Source organism: Bathymodiolus platifrons methanotrophic gill symbiont, assembly GCF_002189065.1.
In the GTDB taxonomy this organism is placed as follows: domain Bacteria; phylum Pseudomonadota; class Gammaproteobacteria; order Methylococcales; family Methylomonadaceae; genus Methyloprofundus.
This window is the reverse complement of sequence record NZ_BDMN01000259.1, coordinates 1-12,785: the sequence shown is the minus strand read 5'-3', so window position 1 is coordinate 12,785 and position 12,785 is coordinate 1. Positions and strand designations below refer to the sequence as shown.

Here is a 12,785-nt window from a genome sequence, read left to right as displayed (position 1 = left end):
CCTGCTGTATGCTGTTGAAGAATATCTAAAAAGTCTTGATCTATTCCACTGTATTCAGGGGTAGAGGTCTTTTTTTTCGACCGCCTCCAGGTTGTCTGATTCCTGTTATATCCAGTTCTAATTCGGTGAGTTCTTTTTTTCCTTGGCGGATAGTTTTTGGGTCACACTCTAATAAAGCTGAAATATAGTTAACGCCACCATGAGATAATTTTTCACTTTCAATGGCGGCATACCGTCGCTTATTTTTTTCACAAAGTGAGTCATAAAATTTCTTCATCGACTTTTCGATATTTTTTTTATAAGGAAATGACATAAGACAACCACTGAGTAATAAATTAAGATAACCTTAATTTAGGGGAGATATTTCATTATTCAAGCTTGGCTGCTTCAGGAAGTTATTTCGTGCACATTCCTAAGTATAAAGTTTAGATGATTTCGGATAGAATTCCAGTCATAAATAATTATTGTTGGAGAGTTTAGTGAGTATTTTGTCAATTCTTGAGTTTCCTGATCCCCGTTTGCGTACCGTAGCAAAGCCTGTAGCGAATGTAGATAAGGCGATTGAGAGCTTGGTTGATGATATGTTGGAGACTATGTATGAGGCGCATGGCGTGGGTTTGGCGGCAACCCAGGTAGATATACATAAACGTATTATTGTTATAGATACAAGTGAAGATAAAAATAATCCGCTTTGCTTAATTAATCCAGAAATTATTAAGCAAATGGGAGAAGAAGAATCTGATGAAGGGTGTTTGTCGGTGCCGGGTGTTTTTGAACCTGTTACTCGTGCCGAGGAAATTACCGTAACGGCACAGGATCAGCAGGGAAAAACATTTGAACTAGAGGCAGGGGGCTTGCTGGCAGTTTGCATTCAGCATGAAATGGATCATTTGCAGGGTAAGTTATTTGTTGACTATTTGTCATCTTTAAAACGGCAAAGAATTAAAAAGAAAATGACTAAACTTCATAAAAGAGAAAAATAAAGCGATGAAAATTATTTTTGCGGGAACGCCAGACTTTGCAGTGCCAGCATTGCAGATGTTGTTGGGGTCAGAGCATGAGGTCGTAGCGGTATATACGCAACCTGATAGACCTTCTGGAAGAGGAAGAAAGCTACAGCCAGGCCCGGTTAAGCAGTTGGCATTAAGTGCAGATATTCCAGTTTTCCAACCTATTAATTTGAAACAAGAAGAGGATGTTGCACAATTAAATACTTTAGATGCCGATTTAATGGTCGTTGTTGCCTATGGCCTGATTTTAACTCAGGCGGTTCTGGATGTGCCCAGACTGGGCTGTATTAATATACATGGTTCTTTATTGCCTCGTTGGCGTGGGGCGGCTCCCATTAATCGCGCTATTATGGCGGGAGATAAACAAACCGGAGTAACAATTATGCGTGTAGTTAAACAGCTGGATGCAGGGGATATGTTACTTAAAATAGCTTGCGAGATAGGTGACCAGGAAACGGCGAGTGAGTTACATGACCGGATGATGGTGATGGGGGCAGAAGGCTTGCGTAAAACACTGGAGTTAATGCAGGCGAATCAATTGAGCCCTGAGAAACAAGATGAAGCATTGGTTACTTATGCACATAAATTAGATAAAAGTGAATCAGCGTTAGACTGGACACGATCCGCAGGTGAATTGGTGCGTCAGGTCCGGGGCTTGAATGCCTGGCCTGTGGCTCAGACAAAATTACAAGGGAAGGTTATGCGTGTCTGGCAGGTGGAAGTGGTTGATATTAATAGTAATGCCACTCCTGGGCTGATATTAGATGATAATAAGCATATTGATGTGGTAACGGGAGATGGTGTGTTACGTTTGCTAGAAATTCAAATGCCAGGTAAAAAACGTATGCAGGTGGTTGATTTTCTTAATGCACATAATGTCGCTGGATTAGAGTTAGGTTAATAACTATGTTGGCAGGAAATGACTTTTTTTGCCAGACATTACAAAGCATTATCCGTAAAAATAATAGTGGCATGTACTGAGTTTCGCCTTGCGATTCTTTATTTGCGCTATCGTTGAATAAGCTAGGCTACAAAAATAGGAAAATGAATTGAATTCTCGATTAATTGCGGCAAATGTTTTAGTGAAAGTGCTGTCTGGAAAGTCTATGACAGCAGCTCTTGAAACTGCGTGGGAACAAGTGTCTGACGTACAGGAAAAAGCATTTATTCAGGCCTTGTGTTACGGCACGGTACGCCAGTATTACCGGCTTGAGTTTATTTTAAATCAGTTAGTCAATAAGCCGATTAAGAATAAAGACGTACAGATAAAAGCATTGGCATTGCTGGGCCTGTATCAGCTGAAATATATGCGTGTTAAGGATCATGCCGCTGTTTCTGAAACAGTAGCGGTAATGAACAAGAAGCAGTGGGCAAAGTCTTTACTTAATGCACTGTTAAGGCGTTATTTGCGTGAACAGGAACAGCTAGAAGCTTTGGCTGATAAGCATGTTGCTTATGCGCACCCTGACTGGATGATTAAGGCAATTAAAGCTGACTGGGGAAGTGAGGCTAAGCAAATTTTTCTGGAAAATAATCTTGCGCCGCCGATGTCATTACGGGTTAATACTCGTTTTTGTTCGCGTGATACGTATTTGACAATGCTGGCAGAGCAAGAGATTGAGGCAAGTGCTTTAGAGTATTCGGAGCAAGGTGTTATCCTTGTTGAGCCAGTCGCGGTGGAGAAGCTACCTAAGTTTTCTGAGGGCTGGGTGTCAGTGCAAGATGCAGCAGCGCAACTGTCGGCGCAACTTTTAGATGCTCAGGCAGGGCAGCGAGTTCTTGATGTTTGTGCCGCGCCAGGAGGAAAGACCGCACATACTCTGGAATGTCAGCCTGATTTAAAGACTATGCTGGCTTGTGATATTGATGCGCAAAGGCTGTTGAGAGTAAAGGAAAATTTAACGCGATTACATTTGGCTGCTGATTTGTTAACTGCTGATGCAACAAAACCTGAAGAGTGGTGGGATGGGGTTTTATTTGAGCGTATATTGCTGGATGCACCATGTTCTGCATTGGGTGTGGTCCGGCGCCACCCGGATATTAAGTTATTGCGACGTGCAGAAGATATTGCTCAGTTACAGGCAATACAGCAGGATATTTTACGAGCTACCTGGGGGCTATTGGCGCCTGGCGGTATATTGCTTTATGCAACATGTTCAATTTTACAACAAGAGAATGAATGTCAGATTGAGCGCTTTTTACAGCAACATGATGATGCATTGGAATTACCGATAGAAGCAGCTTGGGGGGTTAAGCGACCTTTTGGGCGTCAGGTATTAACTGGCAGCCAATCTATGGATGGGTTTTATTATGCGCGTTTGCAGAAAAAATAAAGCACTGCTGTTGTATTTTCTGACTGCTATTCTTTATGGGATTTGGGGGGTGGAGGTATGCCACGCTAAGGGGAAGTTTGTTAAAATTAAACAGGCGCAGTTAAGTTTGACTGATAATAAAGCCAGGCTAAGTGTTAATCTGGATTTTCAATTGAGCCCTGGCGCGAAAGCGGCTTTACATAGCGGGATTGCATTGTATTGGGATGTATCAATTATGCTTAAGCAGGACCAGTGGCGAGGTTTATGGTGCAAAACTTTAGCGACTCGACATTATCGATATAGTCTGACTTACTATACTTTGCTTAATAATTTTCGCGTGAAAAATGAGCAAAATAAGACTTTTAGACGTTTTTCCAGTCTGCATGAGGCTCTGCTGTATATGCAACATTTTGAGTCTGAGCAGATGGTAATATCAGGCTATAACAAGAATCAATGTGTGATGAGTGTGTTAAGTGTCTCTTTTGATAAAGAGATGTTGCCCGCGCCATTACGACCTGTCGCTTATTTTGATAAGCAATGGGATTTATCAACAAAAGAGAGGCAGTGGTGCGAGTAAAAATTCCATTTAGCCTTTCCATTCTGTTTCTACTGAGCTTTATTGTACTGTCATTACAATTAATGAGCTCGGCACTGCAGGACACCTCGCAACTAGGTGAAATGTACACCTGGCTACTCTTGAGTAATGCTGTAGGAACGGTATGTCTCCTGGTGCTGGTAAGTTACAATATTTTTTCTTTGGCACGAAGGCTGAAAAAACGTGAAGCAGGCTCGCGCTTAACTAGAAATATTGTCTTATTGTTTATTGTTTTATCTTTAGTGCCGGCGGGTACAGTATTTTACTTTTCCATGAAGTTTCTACACCAGAGTATTGATAGCTGGTTTAATGTCGAGATAGATGGTGCGATGGAAGATGCTCTGGAATTAAGTCACGCGTCTTTAGAGCAACGAGTGCGCTGGAACTTAAAACAATCACAGCGATTAACGGAATCTTTACACAACAAGCCTATACAGGAAATCAGTCTGGAGTTAGAGCAGGTGCGTGAAATAGCGGCTGCTAATGAGGTCACCTTACTGTCTAAAAAAGGCAAGATAATAGCTTTTAGCGGCTTGACTCCAAGTGATATTCTACCCAGTTTACCTATCACCTCTTTATTTCTTCATGTGCAGCAAGGTGAGGATTTTGTGGGTCTTGCTTCGGTAAATGGTGGGCTGGTTGTTCAGACTATAGTGGGAATTCAGCCGCGAAAAAATCATTTTTTACAGATTGTCTATCCCGTACCAGAGCGGATTAATGATTTAACCGATTCTGTCGAATTTGCCTATGTCAGGTTTCAGGAAATGATGTATTTACGCCATTCTTTGAAAATCAGTTTTTCTCTGGTGCTGTCTCTGGTTTTGTTGATGAGTTTTTTGGCTGCTGTCTCGGTAGCATTTATCAGCGTGCGTGGGATTATTGCCCCAATTCGTGATTTAGTTCGCGGCACACAAGCCGTTGCTGCCGGATTTTATGAGCAATTATTGCCAGCAAAGCGACAGGATGATTTGGGTTTTCTGGTTGAATCATTTAATGAGATGGTGCGTCAAATATCACGAGCTCAGGATGAAACACGAATAAGTACTCAGGAAATTGAACGTCAAAGGGCTTATTTAGAGAGCCTGTTAACGAGCCTGACAGCAGGTGTTTTAAGTTTTGATTCTAGCTTGAATATCCGTACCGCTAACCAGGCGGCTAATATTATTTTGCATGTTCAGGTCATGCGTTTTTATGGGCAGAACTTAACTCAGTTAGCTCATGGACGTCCTGATTTAATGAACCTGGTTAAGATCGTTCATCCCTTATTAGAAAAGTCCTTTGATATATGGCAGCGGAATATTGTTGTTGATGGGCCTGATGGACGTAAAGAATTATTATGTCAGGGGACACCTTTATTTTCTACCGAGGGGGGGTATATCGGGGCGGTGCTGGTATTTGATGATATAACTGACTTGATCCAGGCGCAAAAAAATGCCGCCTGGTCAGAGGTGGCGCGACGTCTGGCTCATGAAATCAAAAACCCCTTAACACCGATACAATTATCAGCTGAGCGTTTGCAGCACAAACTGTCTTCCAGGCTTACGCAAGAGGATGCGCAAATGCTGAGTCGTTCTACACGAACAATTATTCAGCAAGTAGAAGCCATGAAGCATATGGTAGATGATTTTTCTGAATATGCACGGCCGGTAAGAAATCAAACAGCTGCTCTTGATTTAGTCTCTCTAGTGCAGGAAGTAATTGTTTTATACGGGTCAGATCCTCAGGTAGAATTTGCCTTGCATTTAGGGGCGCAGGTTCCGTTAATTAAAGCTGATGCAGTGAGTATTCGTCAGCTTTTGCACAATATGTTTAAAAATGCACTGGAGGCGATGGATGGTAAAGGGAAAATAAGTGTCAAGTTACAGACGCTTAGAAAAAACAGTAGCACGGTGGTGCAGTTAGCCATTTATGATACTGGGTGTGGTATTGATATAAATCAGGCAAAAAATATCTTTGAACCTTATGTTACCAGTAAGCAGAAAGGTGCCGGCCTGGGTTTGGCAATTGTGAAGAAAGTGATTGAAGAGCATGGTGGAACAATTCGTCTGGATAGTAATTATAAACAGGGAGCGGGTTTTATTATGCAATTTCCGGCAGTATTTGAAGAGACGCAGCAATGAGTGGATATAAAGCAAATATTTTAGTGGTAGACGATGAGCCTGATATTAGGCGATTAGTGCAGGAGATTCTTCAGGATGAAGGGTATACCGTTTATGTGGCTGGAAATGCCGATCAAGCAAGGCAAATGCAACAACGGCATCAGCCTGATTTGATTTTGTTAGATATCTGGATGCCCGATACCGATGGGATTACTTTGTTAAAAGAATGGGGTGAGGATAGCAGTTTTGCTGCGCCAGTTATTATGATGTCAGGGCATGGTACGATTGAAACGGCCGTTGAAGCAACCAAGTTGGGCGCATATGAGTTTCTGGAGAAGCCGCTGTCATTGGCGCGATTGCTGCTAGTTGTTGAGCGTGCAGTTGATGCGCATATGTTACAACGGGAGAATGCCGGGTTAAAGCAGCAACTCTTAGTGATCAGTGACCCTGTCGGGCGCAGTGCCTTTGCTGAGCGTATTAAAGAGCAGTTAAAGCGTTTGGCTCAACATGATACCAAGGTTTTGTTTTCCGGGGAAAGTGGTGCCGGGAAAGAGCTGTATGCTCGTTTCCTGCATGAGCACAGTACGCGTAAAAATGGTCCTTTTGTGGATGTTGCTGTGGGCGGTATTGCATCAGAAAATGCGGCGGTGGAGTTTTTTGGTAAAGAAGTTGATGGCAATGTTTTTCCTGGCTTGCTGGAGCGAGCGCATGGAGGTGTATTGTTTTTAGCTGAAATAGCAGGTATGGATATTCATACGCAGTTAAAGTTGTTGGGTGCTTTAGAGTCTCATTCTTTTCTACGTGTCGGAGGGACTGAGCAAGTGCACGTGGATGTGCGCGTAATCGTTTCTACCCGGGTAATATTGGAAAATGAAGTAAAAGAAGGGCGTTTTCGACAGGATTTGTATTATTTGCTTAATGAGGTCAGGATGGAGGTCTTGCCCCTGCGCGAGCATAGTGAGGATATACCAGCGCTGTTACAGTTTTATATCGATTACTTTGTGCAGCATGAGAAATTAGCCTTCAGAAAGTTTACTATGCCTGCGCAGAACTTTTTAAGGAACTATGTTTGGCCAGGTAATGTCCGGGAGTTAAAAAATCTAGTACAACGGCTAATGATTTTAGGAGCGGGTGATGACATAGAACTTACCGAAGTTAAAAGCGCACTCGGTACAGTATTGGACAGTGTGGCGGTTGAGCAGCAGGATAGTGCGCCGGAATTTTTTAAGTTATCACTTAAAGATGCACGAGAGCAATTTGAAAAAGCGTATCTGGAATATCATTTTGAAAAAAATCAGGGGAATGTTGCCAAATTAGCAACAGCGGTTGGTGTGGAGAGGACTCATTTATATCGTAAGCTGCATGCGTTAAACATAAAAGAATGAATGTAATTCTGGCAATATTCTCTATCCAGAAATTCAATTTATCCTGAGTTTGAGATTTAATCAGCAGCAGGAAGTCACTGCTCTGTTGTTCTCACGCATATTTTTACAAATTGCACCGCCCGAGTTTCTGGAATTATCCATTCGTTCTGTCGGTAGTGGAGTCATTGACAAGAAAAACAGGCAGCTAAAGGTTGATGTCGATAAAGTGGGCAAAATTAATGCGCAATTGCCACTAAAAGCAACGGTACTCGCTAATTTAGGTGAGCCTTTTAAGATAGAGGATGCCGAGGATCAGGAAGTGTACCTTTATTATTTTATGCTGGAAGCGCACGGTATTAAAAAAGGTTACGAAAATCGCACTTTAAGTGCTATTAGGCTGACTTTTGATAAGGTATCGCAAGAAATGATAAAAATGTCTGGTCGCTTCGCAGGGCTGAAAATTTCTATTAATTATCGGAAATATCAACTGTGATTTTTAATCGCTGTCATTCCAGACATTGATGGTAGGCCCCTGTATGCGTGAGAAAGATTGTTGATTTGAACTGCGTGGGCTTTTAATGATTTGCTGTGTGCTGAAGTCTGTGCGAGAGCTTTGGACAGTCGCTAAAAGCAGCAAAAAAATGCATAAGTTGAAGAGTTAAAAGTTTATTTGTTTACCATTTCCAGAATTTTTAGGATAATAAAGGGTTAAAGTGATTTTAGATGCTGTGTTGGGTGTATTTAATAACGATATTAAATAATGTCTTCGTCAGCCTTTTTGTGAGATCTAGTACTAATTATGTTTGATAATTTAACCGACAGTTTAGGTAAAACCCTAAAAAATCTTCGTGGACAGGGTCGCCTGACAGAAGAGAATATCAAGGATGCAATGCGTGAAGTACGTATGGCATTGCTAGAGGCGGATGTTGCGCTTCCCGTTGTCACCGCGTTTATCGATAAGGTAAAAGAGCGTGCGTTAGGGCAGGAGGTGCAGTCGAGTTTATCTCCTGGGCAGGCACTAATCAAGGTCGTTCAGGCTGAGCTTGTCAGTGTGATGGGGGAGGCAAATGAGGCGCTGGATTTAAAAGCTAATCCTCCGGCTGTTATATTGATGGCTGGTTTGCAAGGTGCTGGTAAGACGACAACTGTCGCTAAATTAGGTCGCTGGTTGCAAGAAACCCAAAAGAAGTCTGTTGGGGTGGTGAGTGCGGATATTTATCGTCCGGCAGCGATTAAGCAGTTGCAGACGTTAGCTGATGATCTGTCACTGACTTTTTTTGATACAGATGTCACAAAAAGTGCAGCCGAAATTGCGACCAATGCCATTGAACAGGCAAAAAAGAAGTTTCTAGATGTTGTTATTGTTGATACTGCGGGTCGACTGCATATCGATGATGAGATGATGGGTGAGATTAAAGAGTTGCACGCAGCGATTAATCCAGTGGAGACTTTGTTTGTCGTCGATAGCATGACTGGGCAGGATGCTGCGAATACTGCTAAGGCGTTTGATGAGGCATTGCCATTAACCGGTGTGATTTTAACCAAGACCGACGGTGATGCGCGAGGTGGTGCTGCTTTATCTATCCGGCATATTACGGGTAAGCCGATTAAATTTGTCGGGGTTGGTGAGAAAACAGATGCTCTGGAGCCTTTTCATCCTGACCGGGTTGCTTCAAGAATTCTGGGTATGGGAGATATGCTCAGTCTGATTGAAGATATTGAGCAGAAGGTTGACAAGAAAAAAGCTGATAAGCTGGCTAGAAAACTACAAAAAGGCAAGGGATTTGACCTGGCTGATTTTGTTGAACAATTAGAGCAAATGCAAAATATGGGTGGTGTTGGGGCAATGATGGATAAGCTGCCTGGTATTAATGAAGTGCCTCAGGAAATGAGGGATAAAGTAAATGATAAGGAATTGTCACGACAAATTGCTGTGATTCGTTCTATGACTAAGCGGGAGAAGCGTCATCCTGACTTGATTAAAGGCAATCGTAAAAAACGTATTGCTGCCGGTTGTGGGCAAGAGTTGCAAGATGTTAATCGTCTATTGAAACAATTCAAGATGATGCAGAAAATGATGAAGCGTTTCAAAAAAGGCAATATGGCAAATATGATGCGTGGAATTAAAGGTAATATGCGCGGAATGCGTATGTAGTTTTCGTCTGCTACTATGTTTTTTAGAATTTTGCTTCACATAAAGATTAAAACGCGTAGAATAGTCGGATTAAATTTGGTTAAATGTAATTTTTGAGGAAGTTAGATGGTAGTTATTCGTCTTGCAAGAGGTGGGCAAAAAAATCGTCCTTTTTATCATGTTGTTGTGACTGATAGCAGAAACAGCCGTGATGGACGTTATATTGAGCGTTTAGGTTTTTTTAATCCTTTAGCTAAAGGATCAGAAGAAAGATTAAGACTTGATGAAGAGCGTATATCGCATTGGCAGTCAAAAGGTGCGCAACCTTCTGAGCGAGTTGCTAAATTAATTAAAGACGCTAAAAAACAAGCAGCTGCAGCATAAGATTGGCTGAAGAACTAGTTAGTGTTGGTAAAGTTTCGGGTATTTTTGGTGTCAGAGGCTGGATAAAAGTATATTCATATACTGAAATACGTGAAAATATACTCACTTACTCACCCTGGATATTAAGGAAAGGCAAGGAAAGCAAGAGCGTTCGAGTAATCGATGGTCGGCGACATGGTAAAACAGTCGTAGCTTGTCTGGAAGGTCTTAATGACAGAGATGAAGCGGCCGAGCTGAATGGCTGGGAGATCTTGATTAATGCTGATCAATTGCCTAAAGCAAGGCAAGGTGAGTACTACTGGACTGACCTTGTTGGTTTGCGTGTTATGACAGTTGATGGAATAGACTTTGGAACTGTTGAGCAGATGCTGGAAACAGGTGCTAATGACGTTGTAGTTGTCTCGGGTGAAAGGGAACGTTTAATTCCTTTTTTGCAAGGCCAGACGATAATTAATATAGATCTGCTTGCAGGTGAAATGCTAGTAGACTGGGATGCTGATTTTTAATGCGTTTTGATGTAGTCACAATTTTTCCGGATATGGTGCTTGATGGTGCGATGAACGGAGTGACGGGGCGAGCGATAACGCAGGGAATAGTTGGTTTGTCGGTCTGGAATCCTAGAGATTATACGGCGGACAAGCATAAAACTGTTGATGATCGACCTTATGGTGGTGGTCCGGGGATGGTCATGAAATACCAGCCCTTAAAGGATGCTATTGATAGTGCGAAGCATTCAACTGATGCCGAACGAGTTAAAGTCGTTTATTTAAGTCCTCAGGGAAAACCTCTGACGCAGAAAATTCTAAATGAAAGTATTGATTTAGATCAATTGATTTTAGTTGCGGGGCGGTATGAGGGAATTGATGAGCGTTTTATTGAGGATGAGTGTCAGGAAGAATGGTCACTGGGTGATTTTGTCATTAGTGGTGGCGAGTTAGCTGCGCTGGTTGTTATTGATGCGGTTTCCAGGTTGTTGCCGGGAGTTCTGGGAGATGATGAGTCTGCCAGGCAGGACTCGCATATGCAGGGGATCCTGGATTTTCCTCATTATACAAGACCTGAAATCATTGCCGATAAGCGAGTTCCTAGTGTTTTGTTGAGTGGTAATCATAAAGGGATTGAGCGCTGGCGGTTGCAGCAAGCATTAGGGCGAACCTGGCAGAAAAGACCAGATTTGTTGTTGGATAAGGAATTAACAACGGAAGAGCAGGCGTTGTTAGAAGAATTTAAAATCGAATTAAAGAATAAATAAGGTGCAGTAATGAGTAATATTATTAGTCAATTAGAATCAGAACAGCTGAAAAAAGATTTACCTGTGTTTAATCCTGGTGATACGGTTGTTGTTCAGGTAAAGGTAAAAGAAGGAACTCGCGAGAGATTGCAGGCATTTGAAGGTGTTGTGATTGCAAAGCGTAACCGTGGTTTAAATTCAGCCTTTACTGTTAGAAAAATTTCTCACGGCATAGGTGTAGAGCGTGTTTTTCAGACGCATAGCCCTATTGTTGGGGATATACAAGTGAAACGTCGTGGTGCCGTGCGTAGAGCTAAGTTATATTATTTACGTGAGTTGTCTGGAAGAGCAGCGCGTATTAAAGAGAAGCTATAAATAAGCATTGCTTTATTTAAGTAGAGAAAAAGCGTCTTTGGGCGCTTTTTTTATGCTTGTTAAATGGTGTAGGTTATGTAATTAGAGGGGTAGAATCAGCGCTTAGGTGCCTGGAAGAAAATAATCATCCATCCTTACTGCTCTACTTGCTTAAAAATATAATATTAGCTTACTTAGCGAGCAGCAATTCCGGGTGATTTTTATAAATCTTTAGATGTATCTACACCGGTTTCTGTAATTAGTGCACGACGAAGCTTTTCTGCTTCAGCAGCTCGCTCAATGATGTTAGGGGTTAGGCAGACTTTGCCTTCAAGCGTTTTATGCCACCTGTTGTGCGTTCACTGACGACGTCGACAATAACTTTCCAGTTGATTTTCTTTTTATCGGCAGCAAAAGCAAAAACCAGTGCCAGGTCACCCAGGTTATTAATTAGGCGTGGAATCCCGCCAGAATAATAGTAGAGGGCGGCACAGGCAGGCGGGTGGAAAATGATATCTTTACTTCCAGCAACTTTTAAGCGGTAATGGATGTACTGCTCAGTTTCCTTGTAGTTTAAAGGCTGCAGGTGATATTCAATTGAAATACGTTGAGAAAACTGGACGAGTTCAGGGCGATTTAATTTTTCAACTAATTCGGGCTGACCAACCAGTACCAATTGGAGCATAATGTCCTGGCTAACATTAATATTGGAGAGTAAGCGTAGTTCTTCCAGTGTCTGTATATCCATATTTTGTGCTTCATCAACAATTAGGACGACACGTTTGTCAGTTTCGTTTTTTTGGGTGATAAAGTCAACAAAGGCTTGATATCTTTCAGCTTTGTTGGTGGCCGAGGATTCAATTTTAAAGGCTGCCAGAACCCAGGTTAATAAATCACCAAAGGCACTGTGAGTATTCGTGATTAAACCAACTTCGCAATCTGAACTTAATTTGTTAAGCAGGCTGCGGACCAGTGTTGTTTTTCCTGAGCCAATTTCACCAGTAATTACTGTGAAGCCCGTCTGGCTTACAAGTCCATATTGTAATGTAGTTAAAGCTTTTTTATGTTTTGGGCTTAAAAAGAGAAAGCTTGGGTCAGGAATTAATGAAAAAGGCTTTTTTGTGAGACCGAAAAACTTAGTATACATATTGTAATAATGCTGGGTATTGTCCATTTAAATGTCAATTCTGAGCGCATTATACCGTAAATATATTTTGCTAGAGCGATTATGATAGTTAGCATCTAGTCTCAGTGGACAAGGCTATACTCAATATGCTATGAGAGCTATGATAAGTGCGCAAG

14 protein-coding genes are annotated in these 12,785 nt (G+C 41.9%); 12 read left to right on the top strand and 2 right to left on the bottom strand.

Annotated elements, in window-relative coordinates:
- Positions 1 to 40 precede the first annotated feature (40 nt).
- The gene (locus CDZ78_RS14365) at positions 41 to 313 is read right to left on the bottom strand and encodes a hypothetical protein (protein WP_087868120.1); all 273 of its coding nucleotides are present in this window, start codon (positions 311 to 313) and stop codon (positions 41 to 43) included.
- Between the two features lie 166 nt (positions 314 to 479).
- Here CDZ78_RS14365 and def point away from each other — a divergent pair, with 166 nt between their 5' ends.
- The 12 genes from def to rplS all read left to right on the top strand — a co-directional run bounded on the left by def (position 480) and on the right by rplS (position 11,504).
- A complete protein-coding gene (gene def, locus CDZ78_RS14360) occupies positions 480 to 983 on the top strand; it encodes a peptide deformylase (RefSeq protein WP_087870628.1) in 504 nt (167 codons plus the stop codon).
- A 4-nt stretch (positions 984 to 987) separates the two neighbouring features.
- The gene (fmt, locus tag CDZ78_RS14355) at positions 988 to 1,911 is read left to right on the top strand and encodes a methionyl-tRNA formyltransferase (RefSeq protein WP_087870627.1); all 924 of its coding nucleotides are present in this window, start codon (positions 988 to 990) and stop codon (positions 1,909 to 1,911) included.
- A 148-nt stretch (positions 1,912 to 2,059) separates the two neighbouring features.
- Positions 2,060 to 3,343: a 16S rRNA (cytosine(967)-C(5))-methyltransferase RsmB gene (rsmB, locus tag CDZ78_RS14350; protein ID WP_087870626.1), complete on the top strand. Its 1,284-nt coding sequence runs from the start codon at positions 2,060 to 2,062 to the stop codon at positions 3,341 to 3,343.
- A 106-nt stretch (positions 3,344 to 3,449) separates the two neighbouring features.
- Positions 3,450 to 3,899, top strand: coding sequence for a DUF4390 domain-containing protein (locus tag CDZ78_RS14345; RefSeq protein WP_167374317.1), 450 nt, complete (start codon positions 3,450 to 3,452; stop codon positions 3,897 to 3,899).
- Positions 3,860 to 6,037: a sensor histidine kinase gene (locus CDZ78_RS14340; RefSeq protein ID WP_087870624.1), complete on the top strand. Its 2,178-nt coding sequence runs from the start codon at positions 3,860 to 3,862 to the stop codon at positions 6,035 to 6,037. Before CDZ78_RS14345 ends, CDZ78_RS14340 begins: the two co-directional genes overlap by 40 nt.
- Entirely contained in the window at positions 6,034 to 7,401 is a 1,368-nt protein-coding gene (locus CDZ78_RS14335; protein WP_087870623.1) for a sigma-54-dependent transcriptional regulator, read from the top strand. The genes CDZ78_RS14340 and CDZ78_RS14335 overlap by 4 nt, the downstream gene beginning before the upstream one ends.
- A 49-nt stretch (positions 7,402 to 7,450) precedes the next feature.
- Positions 7,451 to 7,873, top strand: a complete 423-nt coding sequence (locus tag CDZ78_RS14330) for a hypothetical protein (protein ID WP_087870622.1) — start codon at positions 7,451 to 7,453, stop codon at positions 7,871 to 7,873.
- A gap of 306 nt (positions 7,874 to 8,179) precedes the next feature.
- Positions 8,180 to 9,535 carry a signal recognition particle protein gene (ffh, locus tag CDZ78_RS14325; RefSeq protein ID WP_087870621.1) on the top strand — a complete coding sequence of 452 codons (1,356 nt, stop codon included), beginning with the start codon at positions 8,180 to 8,182 and terminating at the stop codon, positions 9,533 to 9,535.
- A 105-nt stretch (positions 9,536 to 9,640) separates the two neighbouring features.
- Positions 9,641 to 9,898: a 30S ribosomal protein S16 gene (gene rpsP / locus CDZ78_RS14320; protein WP_087870620.1), complete on the top strand. Its 258-nt coding sequence runs from the start codon at positions 9,641 to 9,643 to the stop codon at positions 9,896 to 9,898.
- A gap of 2 nt (positions 9,899 to 9,900) precedes the next feature.
- A complete protein-coding gene (gene rimM / locus CDZ78_RS14315) occupies positions 9,901 to 10,404 on the top strand; it encodes a ribosome maturation factor RimM (protein WP_307190504.1) in 504 nt (167 codons plus the stop codon).
- Entirely contained in the window at positions 10,404 to 11,150 is a 747-nt protein-coding gene (gene trmD / locus CDZ78_RS14310) for a tRNA (guanosine(37)-N1)-methyltransferase TrmD (RefSeq protein WP_087870618.1), read from the top strand. Before rimM ends, trmD begins: the two co-directional genes overlap by 1 nt.
- 9 nt (positions 11,151 to 11,159) lie before the next feature.
- The gene (gene rplS / locus CDZ78_RS14305) at positions 11,160 to 11,504 is read left to right on the top strand and encodes a 50S ribosomal protein L19 (protein ID WP_087870617.1); all 345 of its coding nucleotides are present in this window, start codon (positions 11,160 to 11,162) and stop codon (positions 11,502 to 11,504) included.
- A gap of 292 nt (positions 11,505 to 11,796) precedes the next feature.
- Here rplS and CDZ78_RS14300 read toward each other — a convergent pair whose 3' ends face one another.
- Complete coding sequence (locus CDZ78_RS14300) at positions 11,797 to 12,657, bottom strand: ExeA family protein (RefSeq protein WP_244559260.1); 861 nt, start codon at positions 12,655 to 12,657, stop codon at positions 11,797 to 11,799.
- Positions 12,658 to 12,785: the final 128 nt, after the last annotated feature.